Raw genomic sequence first — 15,950 nt, forward strand, 5'->3', positions numbered from 1 at the left:
GGAATGACCATGATCCGGAAGTCGACGGTATGGGGTGGGGGTCGACTCAACCACCCCTAACCGCATCCACCCCTAACCTGGGTGTAGGGGTGGTCACACCTTCTTGAGCGGTTCCCACCAACCGCGGTGTGTCATGTACCACTTGGCGGTTTCCGCGAGGCCGTGTCCGAACGACATCTCGGGGCGGTAGCCGAGTTCGGCGGAGATTTTCGCGATGTCCACCGAGTAACGGCGGTCATGGCCCTTGCGGTCGGGCACCCGCTCGATCAGGGACCGGTCGGCACCGAGCAGTTCGAGCAGCCGTTCCGTGAGTTCCAGATTGGTCAGCTCGGTGCCGCCGCCGATGTTGTAGACCTCTCCCGGGCGGCCGTTCTCGGCGACCAGCGCGATACCGCGGCAGTGGTCGTCCACGTGCAGCCAGTCCCGGACGTTCCCGCCGTCGCCGTAGAGCGGCACCGGTGTGCCCTCCATGAGGTTGGTGACGAAGAGCGGAATGACCTTCTCGGGGTGCTGGTACGGGCCGTAGTTGTTGGAGCAGCGGGTCACGCAGACGGGCAGTCCATGGGTGCGGTGGAAGGCCCGGGCCAGCAGATCGGAGGACGCCTTGGAGGCGGAATACGGCGAGTTGGGTTCGAGCGGTTCCTCCTCGCTCCAGGAGCCGCTCTCGATGGAGCCGTAGACCTCGTCCGTGGAGATGTGGACGAACTTTCCGACCTCCGCGTTCGCGGCCGCGTTGAGGAGGGTGTGGGTGCCCAGGACATTGGTGCGCACGAATTCCTCGGCGCCGGATATCGAACGGTCGACATGCGATTCGGCGGCGAAGTGGACCACCAGATCGGTGTCGCGCAGCAGCTCGCCGACGAGCTCGCCGTCACAGATGTCACCGCGGACGAAGCGCAGCCGGGGGCTGTCGGCGACCTCGGCCAGGTTGGCCTCGTTGCCCGCGTAGGTGAGCTTGTCGACCACCACGACCTGGGCGTCCGCCCAGGCCGCGTACGCCCCTGTCAAGGTCTGCCGGACGAAGTGGGAGCCGATGAAGCCCGCGCCGCCGGTCACAACTATGCGCACTGGAGACAACCCTTCAGCGGTTATTGGCCGCGATATCCATCAGATATTGTCCGTAGTCCGTCTTGCTGAGATCCGCACCGAGCTCATAGCAGGCGGCGGCGTCGATGAACCCCATGCGGAAGGCTATCTCCTCGAGACAGGCGATCCGCACGCCCTGGCGCTGCTCCAGAAGCTGCACATACTGGCCCGCCTGGAGCAGCGAGTCATGGGTTCCGGTGTCCAGCCAGGCGAATCCGCGGCCGAGCCCCACCAGTCTGGCCTTTCCGCGTTCCAGATAGACGCGGTTGACGTCCGTGATCTCCAGTTCGCCACGTGCGGAGGGCCGTACGTTCTTGGCGATGTCCACGACGTCGTTGTCGTAGAGATACAGACCGGTGATCGCGAGATTGGATTTGGGGGCGGCCGGCTTCTCCTCGAGGGAGATCAGCCGGCCCTGCTCATCCATTTCCCCGACGCCGTAGCGCTCGGGGTCCTTGACTCCGTAGCCGAAGAGCACACAGCCGTCGACATGGCTTGCCTCATGGTGCAGCATCTTCGAAAACCCGGGCCCGTGGAAGATATTGTCGCCGAGGACCAGCGCCACCTGGTCATCGCCGATGAACTCGGCTCCGATGATGAATGCCTCGGCGATTCCATTGGCCTCGGACTGCTCGGCGTACTCGATCGAAAGACCCAGCCGGCCGCCGTCGCCGAGAAGCGCGCGGAACAGCTCCACATGGAGCGGGGTCGAGATGATCTGGATTTCCCTGACGCCGCCGAGCATGAGCACCGAGAGCGGGTAATAGATCATCGGTTTGTTGTAGACGGGAAGGATCTGCTTCGACACCGCATGTGTCAAAGGGTGCAGTCGGGTACCGCTTCCTCCGGCGAGGACTATGCCCTTCATACGGCCAGAAGCTATCAACGCGGTCGGCCCGCGCTCCAGGTCTGCCGCGGCGATAGGGGGGTAATCAGGGGTGGGCATGGAACAGGGGTGGCTGCGTGCGGCCACCCCTTCCGCGGGACATCGCCCCCGTCATCGCTCAGGCGATTTCGTCCACCTGGGCCCGGAGCGCGGTCGGCAGCTGCTGCCGACTCCTGATATTCAACTTGCGGTACACCCGCGTCAAATGCTGTTCCACCGTGCTGATGGTGATGAACAGGCTGGCGGCTATTTCCCGGTTCGTATAACCGTCCACCGCCAGGGCGGCGACCCGCGCCTCGGATTCGCTGAGCTTGGTGCCCAGGGACGGCGGCACCGCCGGTTTCGGGCCGAGCGGTCCGGACACCGGCCGCACCACCGGCCGTGGATCCCGGGCCTCCAGACCGGAGTCGAGGCGGATCCGGGCGCACAGCTCCTCGGCGCCGCACTCCTTGGCCATCCGCCAGGCCCGGCCCATGATGGCGTCGGCCCGCCCCAGCTCCCCGGATCCGCGCAGCGTACGTCCCAGATCGTCCAGCGCCCGGGCCAGCTCCAACCGGTCGCCGGAGCACTGCAGCTCCTCCACGGCCTGGCCGAGCAGCCGGGACCGGTTCTCGACGTCGCCCGCGGCGGCCAGTAACCGCAGGGAGACGCCCCGGACCCGGGAGTCCCCGGCGCCGTTCCTGGCGAGCTGCTCGGAGACCAGGTTGGCGGCCTTCTCCCGGTCGCCGAGCTCCAGCCATGCCTCGGCGGCGTCCGACCGCCAGGGCAGCAGCGCCGGCTGGTCGAGCTCCCACAACTGGGCGAGCCGGCCGGCCATGAGGAATTCGCCGAGCGCCGCGTTGATGCGGTTGGTGGCCAGGTAGTAGCGGCCGCGGGCGCGGGTGTAGCCCAGTCCGTAGATGCTCTTGAACAGCGCCTCGGGGACCGGGCGGCTCAGATGCCGCGCCGCCGCGTCGTGCTTGCCCATCTCCGTGTACGCCAGGATCTGGCTGGCCAGGGGGCCGCCGATGAAGACGCTTCCATCACGGCCGGGCACGATCTCCAAGGCGGTGGTCGCATAGGCCGCCGACTCCACGAGATTGCCCTGCCGCAGGGCGATTTCGGCGCGGATCGAGGCGAAGATGGCCCGCCAGCCCGGCGCCCGGCGCCGCTCGGCCTCGTCCATCAGCGCGTCGCACCACGGCGCCGCCTTGTCCGGGCGGCCCGCGTACACCAGCGCGTTCACCGAGTTGACGATGGGTTCGAAGGTGGCGTCGGTGAGCGGCGAGACCTCGAGCACCTTCTCCGCCGCGGCGACCGGCGACTCCTCGCTCCCCCCGCGGCCGAAGAAGCCGCTGAACGCCGCCGTGATGGTCGACAGCGAGGAGGGTCTGCGGGATCTGAGCTGCGTGCGGGAGGCGCCGCCGTCCTCGCCCTGGCGCGCCGCGGCCCCGGAGGGCCGGTCCTGCGCACCGGACTCCTGGGCCCAGCGGGCGGTCAGCCGGAACTGGGACATCGAGGTGGGTCCCGCGTTGCTCATGACGGCGTTGAGCCGGCCGATGGCGCCGCGCGCCTCCTCGATCCGGCCGTGGGCGAGCAACAGCTCGATCAGCCGCCCGATGTGGGAGGCGGGCAGCCGGTCGGCACACAGCGCGGCCAGCGGCTCCTCCAGCATCCGCTCGGACGCCGAGGGGTTGAGCCGCCACATGATCCCGGCGGTGCCGATCCTGATCCCGGCCCGCAGCTCCTCGTCCGCGCAGGCCGCGTACGCCAGCTCCAGGCAGGCCACCGCCAGCTTGGCGTCGTCCTCGGCGAGCGCCTGCTGCGCGGCGTCCCGCAGCAGCGGCACCGCCCAGGGCTCGTCGGCGGCTTGGGCGGCGAGCAGATGGCGGGCCACGGCGAGGGTCCCCCCACCGCCCTGGTGCAGCAGGACGGCGGCGCGGCGGTTCATGTCCAGCCGGACCTCGGGGTCCATGTCCTCCAGCACCGCGGCCTCGACATACGGGTGGCGGAAGGCGAGACCGTCGACGAGGCCCGCCGCGTCCAGCGCGGCGACTCCGCGGTGGGTTCCGGCGGGGCCGATGCGCAGCAGCCGGCCGAGGAGTTCGGGGGAGGCGGACGCCCCGAGCACCGCGATGCCCTCGGCCAGCCGGGAGACGGTGCGCCCGCTGCGGTAGACACAGGTGAGTACGGCCTGCACAAACATGTCGCCCACCACGGGCTCCACTGCGCGGCTGCGCCGTGGGGGCGCCCCCGCGGTGCGGTAATCGTCTATCACCGCGCGTAGCAACAACGGATTACCGCCGCTGACCTCATACCAGGTGTAGGCCACATCGGTGGAATCCGGAAGTCCCAGACGAGTGGTGAGCAGATGTGCCGTCTCCTCCCAGGACAGCCGCTCCAGCCGCAGCCGCTGGAAATTGGGCTGGCGCAGCAGTTCGGTATTGAAGACGGCGTCTTTCTGTTCGCTGTCCGTCGCCTGTGCGAACACCATGAGGAGCTTGGCGGACCGCGAACGGGTCGCCAGGTACAGCAGGTACTGAAGTGACGCCGCGTCGACGAGCTGGAGTTCGTCGACGCAGATCACCACCGGTTCGCGGGAGGCGAGTTCATGGAGCGCGGCGCGGAACTCGCGGGCTCCCTGGACATGGGTGGGGTTCGCGCCGGCGGGGTCGCCACCTGGGGCTTCCCGGGGCGGTGCGGCGTCGAGGGCGCCGTGGTCGAGTGCCCGGCGCAGATGGTCGGCGGTCGCCTTGGGCAGCCGGGGCGAGTCCAGGAGCTGGCGCAGTGTGCCGAGCGGAGCCCGGTCGGCCGAGGTTCCGTATGCCTTGAGGACGAGGGCTCCGGCCTTCGCCGCATGGGCCGTGACGGCTTCGAGCGTATGGGTCTTGCCGCAACCGACCGCGCCCTCGACGAGCACGATGCCCGCCTCCCCGGACAGGCATCGGGAAAATGTCCGCCGAAGTCTCTCGAATTGCGCGTCGAATTGTCTGGCTCTGGCCGATGAAAACACCATTGCTCGCACCCCCGAATGCGACGCGAAGCACTGCTCACGGCAGTCCGAACGCCTCCGAGTAAGCTATACGCCCACCGGTCGCGCCACCATCGCCGCACGTAAAATCATCGTTAACGAATTACCAATTCTGAGCGGACTTCCCGACGATCAACAAAAGCGATGCGAGCGGGACGCCCCTACGTGGGACAAGACCGTGAAGCCGAAGCGCACCGACACCCTGACAACCCTGCGCCACCCCCGTTCACGTGGGCATTTGTTCGGAAGGGCCAGCATACACGAGACCCCCTTGCCGCACCCGGGGTAATCCGTGACATCCTTGCCCGCGACACCAAGTGGTCATCGATAGCGGCGCACCGGGATCCGTTTCGAACATTTATTTGCCCGTTTTGATCGCTAATGCGATTCTTATGTCTGTTGCCGTTGGTAACCGCAAGCGATTCGCCAGGAATTCTCATGCCATAAAGCGGACAGCGAGATGGCATAACTATTCCCGCGCCGATGAATTCCGAAGCCACCCACCCGCCGTTGGACTATTCCAACGGCATCTGCATCCGCACACCCATTGTCATCGCTCGTGGAGGTGCAGCCCCCTTCCGCCCTTGCGGCCCAGGTGACCCGCCTCGACCAGCCGCCGAAGATGGCGGGCCGGGGTCAGGGCCGGATCCCGGAAGGTGCCGTGCAGGGTGCGCTGGATGGCGAGCGAGACATCCAGGCCGATCACATCCAGCAACCGCAGCGGGCCCATCGGATAGCCCTGCCCGGCCGCCATCACCGTGTCGATGTCATCGGCGGTGGCCCAGCCCTCCTCGAGCATCGCCACCGCGCTGTTCAGGTAGGGGAAGAGCAGGGCGTTGACGATGAAACCGGCCCGGTCCGGGCAGTCCACCGCCCGCTTGCCGAGTGCCGCGGCCACCGCGTGTGCCGTGCCGAGCGCCTCCTTGGAGGTCAGCACGGTGTGCACCACCTCGACCAGCCGCATCACCGGGGCGGGGTTGAAGAAGTGCATCCCGATGACGTCCTCGGGCCGCCGCGTCGCCATCGCGCACTCGATGACGGGCAGGCTGGAGGTGGAGGTGGCGAGCACCGCGCCCGGTGCGCACACCCGGTCCAGATCGGCGAAGACGGCCCGCTTGACGTCGATGTCCTCCGCCACCGCCTCGACCACCAGATCGCAGGCGCCGAGCGCCTGGAGTGCACAGCCCGCGGTCAGCCGGTCCATCGCCTCGGTGAGCAGCTCGGGCGCCAGCTTGCCACGCCGCACCCCGCGCTCCAGCGAGCGCTCCACGGCGGCCGTGGCCTCCTTCGCGCGCATCCCGCTCCGGGCCACCAGCACCGTCGGATAGCCGGAGCGCGCACACACCTCCGCGATCCCGACGGCCATCGTGCCCGAGCCCACCACCCCGATCCGCCGCACCGCACGGGCCGGTACCGGCTCGCCGAGGCCGTCCGCCGTCCCGCCCCGCGCCGCGCCGCCCGCCCCGTACTCGTAGAAGCCGCGGCCCGCCTTCACCCCGAGCAGACCGGCGGTCACCATATGGGCCAGGGTGGGCGCGGGCGCGTACCGCGGGTCGCCGGTGCGCTCGTACAGCGCCTCCAGGGAGTCCCGCGCGGTGTCCAGACCCATGGCGTCCAGTTGGGCCAGCGGCCCCATCGGCAGTCCGCAGCCCAGGGTCATGGCGGTGTCGATGCTGTCGCGCGAGGCGTAGCGCCGCTCGTACATGGCCACCGCGTTGTTGAGGTACGCCATGGTGAGCGCGCCCCCGACGAAGCCCGGCCGGTCGGCCACCCGCACCGGGATCCGGCCCAGGTCGCGGACCAGCTCCCGGACGTCGGCCAGGACCGCGTCCGCGGTGAGCGGGGTGCCCACCACCTCCACCGCCGGCTGCTCGCGGTCGGGGCCCAGCGGGAAGAGGTGCAGCCCCACGGTGCGGTCGGTCCGCCCGGAGCCTACGGCGATCTCGGTCACCGGGAGGCCGGTGGTCGTGGTGGCGAACACCGTCTCCGGCGGGCAGTCGGCGTGGGCGCGGGCGAGCAGCCGGCGCTTGGTCTCCAGCCGTTCGGGGACCGCCTCGACCACCAGATCGGCCCGGGCGGCCGCCGCCGGGTCGGTGGTGAACGCGACGGCGGATTCCGGCGCGGCCACCCCCGCCCGGCCGCGCCGAAGGGCCGGTTCGTCCCGCTCCACGGCGATCACCCGCCGGCCACCGCGGACCAGGGCGTCCACGAGGTGGCGGCCGGTGGTACCGAGCCCGAACACCGCGACGGTGGGGAAGCGCTGTGCCATGCCGATGAGTCCTTTCGCTGGCTGGGACCTTGGGTTGGTCACGGACCGCGGTGGCCGTCCTGCCACGTGACCAGCGCGGCGCCGAGCGACATCCCGCCGCCGAAACCGGCCAGCAGCAGCAACTCCCCGTCGCCGAACACGCCCTGCCGCCGGGCGTCGTCGAGCGCCAGCGGGATGGAGGCGGCGCTGGTGTTGCCGTGCTCGGCCACCGTCAGATGAGTGCGCGCCCGCGGCAGCCCGAGGTCGCCAAGCGCCTTGGCCAGCAGCACGCCATTGGCCTGATGGGGAATGAAGTGGTCCACGCTCGCGGGGTCCGTGCGGTGCGCGGCCAGCAGGCGCCCTATCGCGCGCGGCAGCTCGGCCAGGACGTATTCGCTGACCGCGCGGCCCCGCATCCGGAAGAAGTGGCCCCCGTCGGCGAGGGTCTTCTCCGACGCCGGGGCGCGGCTGCCGCCCGCCGTCACCTGGATCAGCTCGTGGAGCGCGCCGTCGCTGGTGAGCAGCGATCCGCTGAGGCCGTAGCCGGGGCGCACGGGCCCCAGCACCACCGCCCCGGCTCCGTCGCCGAAGAGCACGGCGGTGCGCCGGTCGGTGCGGTCGATGATGCGCGAGTAGACATCGGCGCCGATCACCAGGGCGTACCGGGCGGGGGCGCCGGACCCTGTGGACAGCAGCCCGGCCGCCGTCACCAGTGCGAAGACGAAGCCGCTGCAGACCGCGTTGAGGTCGAAGGCGGCGGCGCCGGTCGCGCCGATCCGGTGCTGCACCAGACAGGCGGTGGCGGGCTGGGGGTGATCGGGGGTCGAGGTGGCCACCACGATCCAGCCCAGCTCATCGGCCCCGATCCCGGCGTCCGCGAGGGCGGCGCGGGCGGCCTCCACGGCCAGATCGGAGGTGGCCTCGTGGTCGGCCGCGTAACGGCGGCGGTGGATCCCGGTCTTCGCCGAGATCCACTCCGGGGTCACCCCCGCGCGCTCGGCCACCAGCTCGTTGGACACGGTCTCGGCGGGCAGATACGAGCCGGTGCCGAGGATCCCGATGGGCCGCCCGCCGGATGTCCGGACCGGCTGCCCGTTCATCCGGGTCTCCCGGCCCGCGCGGCCACCGCCGCCGTCGCCGGTGCCATCGCTGTGGTCGCTGTTCGCGGGGTGCGGCGGTGCTCGAGAAGAAGCATTGGGTGGTTCCCTCCGGATCCATGCCGGGCTTCGACGCTACGGACCGGGCACGGCACGGATAACCCCTAACCCATCACCCCCCTAGGCCCCCTACCGGATGAACCCGGTCCGCCGTATGACCCGGCGCATGACGGGCACCCGTCGGAGGTGGTACCGGATACATGCAGGCCGAAGGCACACCGGCCCAGGGAGCGGTCCCCATGGAGTGGTTCACCTCATCCGACTACTGGCTGAGCCGGCTGGTCTTCCAACGGGGGCTGGCGGCCGTCTACCTGATCGCCTTTCTGGTGGCGGCCCGGCAGGGGCGGGCGCTGCTCGGCGAGCGGGGGCTGACACCGGTGCCGCGCTTCCTGGACCGGGTGCCGTTCCGCCGCTCGCCCAGCCTGTTCCATCTGCACTACTCCGACCGGTTCTTCGCCTGCTGCTCCTGGCTGGGGGCCGCGCTGTCGGCCGCGCTGCTGGTGGGGGCGGCGGACCGGGCACCGCTGGCGGTCGCGATGGTGGCGTGGCTGGTGCTGTGGCTGCTGTATCTGTCGATCGTCAACGTGGGACAGGTGTGGTACGGCTTCGGCTGGGAGTCCCTGCTGCTGGAGTCGGGGTTCCTCGCCGTCTTCCTGGGCAATGAGCGCACCGCGCCGCCCGTGCTCATCCTGTGGCTGGCGCGCTGGCTGCTGTTCCGGGTGGAGTTCGGCGCCGGGCTGATCAAGATCCGTGGGGACCGCTGCTGGCGGGATCTGACCTGTCTGTACTACCACCATGAGACCCAGCCGATGCCGGGGCCGCTGAGCTGGTACTTCCACCATCTGCCGAAGCCGCTGCACCGGGTGGAGGTGGCGGCCAACCATGTGGCGCAGCTGATCGTGCCCGTGGTGCTGTTCACCCCGCAGCCGGTCGCGAGCGTGGCCGCGGGGATCGTGGTGGTCACCCAGTTGTGGCTGGTGGCCTCGGGGAACTTCTCCTGGCTCAACTGGCTGACGATCCTGCTGGCGCTCCCCGCGGTCGACGGTCGCCGGGCCGCAGAGGTGCTGGGGCTGCCCGGGCCGCCGGACCTCGCCGCTCCCCCGGTCTGGTACGAGGTGGTGGTGCTGGCCGCCACCGCCCTGGTGCTGGTGCTCAGCTACTGGCCGGCCCGCAATCTGCTGTCGGGCCGTCAGCTGATGAACTTCTCGTTCAATCCGCTGCACCTGGTCAACACCTACGGGGCGTTCGGCAGCGTCAACCGCAGCCGGCAGGAGGTGGTGATCCAGGGCACCGCCGACACGGTCCTCACCCCGGACACGGTCTGGCAGGACTACGAGTTCCGGGGCAAGCCGGGCGATGTGCGCCGGTTGCCGCGCCAGTACGCCCCGTACCATCTGCGGCTGGACTGGATGATGTGGTTCGCGGGGCTCTCGCCGGGCTACGCCGGGTCCTGGTTCGCCCCGCTGATCGGCAAGCTGCTGGTCAACGACCGGGCGACGGTGAAGCTGCTGCGGGCCAATCCCTTCCCGGGAACGCCGCCCACCCATCTGCGGGCGCGGCTGTATCTCTACCGCTTCACCACCCGGGCGGAACGGCGGGCCACCGGGGCCTGGTGGCACCGCACCCTGCTGAGCGAGTTCCTGCCGCCGGTCAGGCTGGAGGATCACGGCTCGTCGCGGGCGTGACGCCAGGCCGGGACGAGGCTGAGGCGGCAGCACGGCGTAGCCGGCGCCGACGCCCGGCGCGATCGGGCATTACCAGGACGGAGTCCTGGTCGGCGGCAACGCGGGCGTTTCTCACCCAGATCTTTCCGTCCGTTAACCGGACGCTCACCCCATGTACGCCGCCCGCTTCCCGACCCCGGTCAGGCTATGGAACTGGAAGCGGATGCCTCGCTTCCGCTCGTGTTCCATCCAGTGAGGTACTCATGGCCGACATTGTCACGACCGTCCTGGTCAAGCTGGCCCGGATCGCGCTGGAGGCGTTGGTCGCCCAGCTCGCGAAGACGCTTCTGACCGCCGCCTTCAGGCCGACCGCCGCCCCGGCCGCGGCCTGACACGGCCGGGGCGGCGGCCGCTCCCGGGCCCCTGCTCAGTGGCCGTACGGCTCAGTGGCCGTACGACGCGGCCCGGTGCACCGGGCCGTGGGCGGTCGGACAGTGCTCCCCGCCCGAACGTCCCCGCGCGGCGGGCTCGTCCAGATGGTCCACCTGCAGCGTGGTGTGGGTGATCCCGTACTCACCGCTCAACACCGCTTCCAGGTCCTCCCGGACGGCGTGGCAGTCGCCGCCCGCCGCCACCAGGACATGGGCGGAGAGCGAGACCTCGCCCGAGGTGATCTGCCAGACATGCAGATCGTGCACCTCGGCCACCTGCCCATGGGCGACCAGCCGGCCGCCCACCTCATCGGGCTCGACGCCGGTGGGGGCGGCCTCCAGCAGCACCCGGCCGGAGGCCCGCAGCAGCTCCACGCCCGCCTTGATCATGAGGAGCACCACCAGCAGACCGGCGATCGCGTCGGCCCGGGCGAAGCCCGTCGTCACCACCACCAGTCCCGCGACGGCGGTGGCGATGAAGGCGTAGAGATCGTTGAGCACATGCTGGAAGGCGCCCTCGACATTGAGCGAGGAGCGGTTCGCCTTCGACATGCACCACGCGGCCGCGAGATTCACCGCCACACCGGCCAGCGCGGTGATCAGCACCAGACCGCCGGTCACCTCGGGCGGGTCGATCAGCCGCCCCACACTCTCATAGCCGAGATAAGCGCCGAGCAGCAGCAGGGAAAGCCCATTGGCCTGGGCGGAAAGGATTTCCGACCGCTTGAGGCCGTAGGTGTATCCGCCACGTGCGGGGCGCGCCGAGAGCCGGATCGCGATGAGCGCGAGAACGATCGAGGCGGCGTCGGTGAGCATATGGGCCGCGTCGGACAGCAGCGCCACCGAGCGGGCGACGATCCCGACGATGACCTCCACCGCCATGAAGCCGCTGATCAGCGCGAGGGCGAGGGTCAGCCACCGGCGGTCGGCGTTCTCCGCCACCCCGTGTGTGTGGCCGCCGTGGCCAGGCCCGCCGTGCCCCTCGTCGGGTCCGTGCGCATGAGCTCCCACCGGCTCCTCCTCGGATCGTCTTCGGGACAGCGCAATTGAAACAGGCCCGAGGGGAATTCACCAAAGGCTGCAATGGACACGGTTATCAATAAACTCTTGCCCCGGCGGCGAATGCGCTTTATGAATGCGGCAATGCTTTTCATTTCACACTGCGAAAAGGGGGAAGGGCCCGGTCACCGGGGCATGCCACCAGGCAGTCGCTGACATGTGCGACAGCACGCCGATGCGGGTGAGACCGGCGTGCGGAAGGTGACCCGGCGGGGCACGGCGCGTTGTCCGAATATGACGACGACGATGCGACGCCGTTCTCTCTCGCAGCCGAGCAGAGCGCTGGACCGGAGCACCGAAGGCGACGGAACGGTTCATCAGACCGTTCACACATCCACATCCGTACCGATCTACGCGGCGCTGGTCGAGCGCTGGGCCTCCGCGGGGCGCGCGGTGCCCGGGGCTTACGACCGCGAGTGGACCGAACTGGTCAACTGTCCCCCCTGGCCGGACCGGATCCGGGCGGCGACCCGCCCGGCGGCGCGGTCGTCCGCCGACTGAGCCACCGCCGGACCGGGGAAGCGGCGGACGCGCCTACTCCTCGTCCCCGCCCTCCAGGCCGCCCTCCGTCTCCAGGTACAGCTCCCGTACCCGCTCCAGCACCTCCGGGTCGGGCTCGTCCCACAGCCCGCGGCTCTCGGCCTCCAGCAGCCGCTCGGCCATGCCGTGCAGCGCCCAGGGGTTGGCCTCCTCCAGGAAGGCGCGGTTCTCCGGGTCGAGCAGATAGGTCTGGGCGAGCTTGTCGTACATCCAGTCGGCGACCACGCCCGTGGTCGCGTCGTAACCGAAGAGGTAGTCGACCGTCGCGGCGAGCTCGAAGGCGCCCTTGTAGCCGTGCCGGCGCATCGCCTCGATCCAGCGCGGATTGACCACCCGGGCCCGGAAGACCCGTGAGGTCTCCTCGTGCAGGGTGCGGGTGCGGACCGTCTCGGGGCGGGTGGAGTCGCCGATGTACGCGGCGGGCGCGGTGCCCTTCAGGGCGCGCACGGTGGCCACCATGCCGCCGTGGTACTGGAAGTAGTCGTCGGAGTCGGCGATGTCGTGCTCGCGCGTGTCGGTGTTCTTGGCCGCGACCGCGATCCGGCGGTAGGCACTCTCCATCTCCTCACGCGCCGGCCGCCCCTCGAGACCGCGGCCGTAGGCGTAGCCGCCCCAGACCGTGTAGACCTCGGCGAGGTCGGCGTCGGTGCGCCAGTCGCGGCTGTCGATGAGCTGGAGCAGTCCGGCGCCGTAGGTGCCGGGGCGGGAGCCGAAGATCCGGGTGGTGGCGCGGCGCTCGTCACCGTGTGCGGCGAGGTCGGCGCGGGTGTGCGCCCGTACGTAGTTGTCCTCGTCGCTCTCGTCGAGGGAGGCGGCGAGCCGTACGGCGTCGTCCAGCAGCCCGACGACATGCGGGAAGGCGTCCCGAAAGAACCCGCTGATGCGCAGCGTGACATCGACACGCGGACGGCCCAGTTGGCCGAGGGGCACGGGTTCGAGCCCCGTCACCCGGCGCGAGGCGTCGTCCCACACCGGGCGGACGCCCAGCAGCGCCAGCGCCTCGGCCACATCGTCGCCGGAGGTGCGCATCGCGCTCGTCCCCCACAGCGAGAGGCCGACGGACTTCGGCCACTGACCGTCGTTGTCGGCGCGGTAGCGTTCCAGGAGCGAATCGGCGAGGGCCTGGCCGGTCTCCCAGGCCAGCCTGCTGGGCACGGCCTTGGGGTCGACGGAGTAGAAGTTGCGGCCGGTCGGCAGGACGTTGACCAGTCCGCGCAGCGGCGAGCCGGACGGCCCGGCAGGAACGAAGCCGCCGTTCAGCGCGTGCACGGCGTGGTCGATCTCGTCCGTCGTGGCGGCCAGCCGGGGTACGACCTCGCGGGCGGCGAAGTCGAGGACCGCGGAGACCGCGGGGCGCTGCTCGTCGGGCAGGGCGAGGACGGTCTTCTCGACGGCCTCCGGAGCCCATGCGGCGTCCTCCATCGCCTGGACCAGCGCACGGGCCCGCTCCTCGGCCTCGTCGGCGCCGGTGCGGGTGGCGGCCGACTCGTCCAGGCCGAGCGCCTCGCGCAGACCGGGGAGTGCGGACGTGCCGCCCCAGATCTGGCGGGCGCGGAGGATGGCCAGCACGAGGTTGACGCGCTCGGGCCCGGTCGGGGCCGCGCCCAGGACATGCAGGCCGTCGCGGATCTGGGCGTCCTTGACCTCGCACAGCCAGCCGTCGACGTGCAGCAGGAAGTCGTCGAAGCCGTCGTCGTCCGGCCGCTCCTCCAGGCCCAGGTCGTGGTCGAGCCGGGCGGCCTGGATGAGGGTCCAGATCTGGGCGCGGATGGCGGGGAGCTTGGCCGGGTCCATCGCGGAGATGGCCGCGTACTCGTCCAGCAGCTGCTCCAGCCGCGCGATGTCACCGTAGGAGTCGGCGCGGGCCATCGGCGGCACGAGGTGGTCGACCAGGGTGGCGTGGACGCGGCGCTTGGCCTGGGTGCCCTCGCCCGGGTCATTGACCAGGAAGGGGTAGATCAGCGGCAGATCGCCGAGCGCGGCGTCGGGGCCGCAGGCGGCGGACAGCCCGGCGTTCTTGCCCGGCAGCCACTCCAGGTTGCCGTGCTTGCCCAGGTGGACCATGGCGTCGGCGCCGAAGCCGCCGTCGGCCCGCGGGGTGGCCATCCAGCGGTAGGCGGCCAGGTAGTGGTGCGAGGGCGGCAGATCGGGGTCGTGGTAGATGGCGATGGGGTTCTCGCCGAAGCCGCGCGGCGGCTGGATGACGACCAGGAGGTTGCCGCGGCGCAGCGCGGCCAGCACGATCTCGCCCTCGGGGTCACGGCTGGTGTCCACGAACATCTCACCGGGCGGCGGGCCCCAGTGCTCCTCGACCGCGTCCCGGAGCTCCTGCGGCAGCGTGGCGTACCAGCGGCGGTAGTCGGCGGCCGGGATGCGGACGGGGTTGCGGGCGAGCTGCTCCTCGGTGAGCCACTCCTGATCATGGCCGCCCGCCTCGATGAGGGCGTAGATCAGCTCGTCGCCGTCGCCGGAGACCAGGCCCGGGAGCGCGTCCGGCCCGTCCTCGGGGCCGAGGTCGTAGCCGTCGGCGCGCAGCCGGCGCAGCAGGGCGACGGCGCTCGCGGGGGTGTCGAGGCCGACGGCGTTGCCGATCCGGGAGTGCTTGGTGGGGTAGGCGGAGAGGACGAGCGCGAGGCGCTTGTCGGCGGCGGGGATGTGGCGGAGCCGGGCGTGTCGTACCGCGATTCCGGCGACACGCGCGGCGCGCTCGGCGTCGGCGACATAGACCGGCAGACCGTCCTCGTCCACCTCCTTGAACGAGAACGGCACGGTGATGAGCCGCCCGTCGAACTCGGGGACGGCCACCTGGGTCGCGGCGTCCAGCGGCGAGAGCCCCTCGTCGTTCGCCTCCCACGCGGCGCGCGGCGAGGTCAGGCACAGCGCCTGGAGCACGGGCACGTCGAGCGCGGCGAGCGCGCCCGCGTCCCACGCCTCGTCGTCGCCGCCCGCGGACGCCTCGGCGGGGCGGGTGCCACCGGCCGCGAGGACGGTGGTGACGATGGCGTCGGCCGCGCCGAGGGCCTCGATCAGCTCGGGTTCGGGGGCGCGCAGCGAGGCGACGAACAGGGGCAGCGGGCGGCCCCCGGCGTCCTCCACGGCCCGGCACAGGGCCTCCACGAAGGCGGTGTTGCCGCTCATGTGGTGGGCGCGGTAGTAGAGCACCGCGACGGTCGGGCCGGTGGCGTCGCCGGTGTCGGCCGCGCGGGCGGTGCGCTCCAGCGGCCCCCAGGTGGGCGCGGGCGCGGGCGGTTCGAAGCCATGGCCGGTGAGCAGCACGGTGTCGGAGAGGAACCGGGCCAGTTGGCCCAGGTTGGCGGGCCCGCCGTGGGCGAGGTAGGCGTGGGCCTCGGCGGCGATGCCGACCGGGACCGTGGACGCCTCCATGAGCTGGGCGTCCGGGGCCTGTTCACCGCTGAGCACCACGACGGGCAGGTCGCCCGCGAGCAGCGTGTCGAGCCCCTCCTGCCAGGCGCGGATGCCACCGAGGAGCCGTACGACGACGAGTTCGACGCCGTCGAGCAGGCCGGGGAGGTCCTCGAGGGCGAGGCGGGCCGGGTTGGCGAGGCGGTACGGCACCGGGCCCGTGGCGGCACGGGCGCTGAGCAGGTCGGTGTCGGACGTCGACAGCAGCAGAATCATGCGACGGCATGCCTTCCTCGGGGTCCGCGCCCCGGGCGGGTTGAAGACGGCGGCAGTTCCTGGCTCGCGCGTCCGCTGCCGTTCGGCAGCCGCCGCGCTCACAGTGGCGGGACCGCGCCGGATTTCCACCGGCTTCCTACCGTGAGTGCCGTCTTGTGCGTGTCGCGGGCCGGGACCGACCCGCCGCTGAGCATAGTAAGCGTTGCTGACCTGCCACGGGGCGGTGAGTT

10 protein-coding genes and 1 riboswitch are annotated in these 15,950 nt (G+C 70.9%); of the genes, 3 read left to right on the forward strand and 7 right to left on the reverse strand.

Features of this window, described 5'->3' with window-relative positions:
* Positions 1-93 precede the first annotated feature (93 nt).
* The 5 genes from rfbB to ACZ6TD_RS06715 all read right to left on the reverse strand — a co-directional run bounded on the left by rfbB (position 94) and on the right by ACZ6TD_RS06715 (position 8,330).
* A complete protein-coding gene (rfbB, locus tag ACZ6TD_RS06695) occupies positions 94-1,068 on the reverse strand; it encodes a dTDP-glucose 4,6-dehydratase (protein ID WP_471351572.1) in 975 nt (324 codons plus the stop codon).
* Between the two features lie 13 nt (positions 1,069-1,081).
* A complete protein-coding gene (gene rfbA, locus ACZ6TD_RS06700) occupies positions 1,082-1,954 on the reverse strand; it encodes a glucose-1-phosphate thymidylyltransferase RfbA (protein ID WP_471351574.1) in 873 nt (290 codons plus the stop codon).
* A gap of 136 nt (positions 1,955-2,090) precedes the next feature.
* Positions 2,091-4,967 carry a helix-turn-helix transcriptional regulator gene (locus tag ACZ6TD_RS06705; protein ID WP_471351575.1) on the reverse strand — a complete coding sequence of 959 codons (2,877 nt, stop codon included), beginning with the start codon at positions 4,965-4,967 and terminating at the stop codon, positions 2,091-2,093.
* A 565-nt stretch (positions 4,968-5,532) separates the two neighbouring features.
* A complete protein-coding gene (locus ACZ6TD_RS06710) occupies positions 5,533-7,251 on the reverse strand; it encodes a 3-hydroxyacyl-CoA dehydrogenase family protein (RefSeq protein ID WP_471351577.1) in 1,719 nt (572 codons plus the stop codon).
* Positions 7,252-7,289: 38 nt separating this feature from the next.
* On the reverse strand, positions 7,290-8,330 hold the full coding sequence (locus ACZ6TD_RS06715) for a 3-oxoacyl-ACP synthase III family protein (protein ID WP_471351579.1): 1,041 nt from the start codon (positions 8,328-8,330) through the stop codon (positions 7,290-7,292).
* Between the two features lie 296 nt (positions 8,331-8,626).
* Here ACZ6TD_RS06715 and ACZ6TD_RS06720 point away from each other — a divergent pair, with 296 nt between their 5' ends.
* Together ACZ6TD_RS06720 and ACZ6TD_RS06725 are read left to right on the forward strand one after the other, a co-directional pair.
* On the forward strand, positions 8,627-10,072 hold the full coding sequence (locus tag ACZ6TD_RS06720) for a lipase maturation factor family protein (protein ID WP_471351581.1): 1,446 nt from the start codon (positions 8,627-8,629) through the stop codon (positions 10,070-10,072).
* Between the two features lie 242 nt (positions 10,073-10,314).
* The gene (locus tag ACZ6TD_RS06725) at positions 10,315-10,443 is read left to right on the forward strand and encodes a hypothetical protein (RefSeq protein ID WP_471351582.1); all 129 of its coding nucleotides are present in this window, start codon (positions 10,315-10,317) and stop codon (positions 10,441-10,443) included.
* 51 nt (positions 10,444-10,494) lie between these two features.
* On the opposite strand, the gene ACZ6TD_RS06730 is transcribed toward ACZ6TD_RS06725, so the two are convergent.
* Entirely contained in the window at positions 10,495-11,493 is a 999-nt protein-coding gene (locus ACZ6TD_RS06730; protein WP_471351584.1) for a cation diffusion facilitator family transporter, read from the reverse strand.
* A gap of 294 nt (positions 11,494-11,787) precedes the next feature.
* Here ACZ6TD_RS06730 and ACZ6TD_RS06735 point away from each other — a divergent pair, with 294 nt between their 5' ends.
* Positions 11,788-12,042, forward strand: a complete 255-nt coding sequence (locus ACZ6TD_RS06735) for a hypothetical protein (RefSeq protein WP_471351585.1) — start codon at positions 11,788-11,790, stop codon at positions 12,040-12,042.
* Between the two features lie 33 nt (positions 12,043-12,075).
* Here the strand turns inward: ACZ6TD_RS06735 and cobN are convergent, their stop codons facing one another.
* The gene (gene cobN / locus ACZ6TD_RS06740) at positions 12,076-15,720 is read right to left on the reverse strand and encodes a cobaltochelatase subunit CobN (RefSeq protein WP_471351586.1); all 3,645 of its coding nucleotides are present in this window, start codon (positions 15,718-15,720) and stop codon (positions 12,076-12,078) included.
* Positions 15,721-15,773: 53 nt separating this feature from the next.
* A riboswitch (cobalamin riboswitch) is annotated at positions 15,774-15,859 on the reverse strand.
* Positions 15,860-15,950 lie beyond the last annotated feature (91 nt).

The organism is Streptomyces yongxingensis (assembly GCF_055597465.1).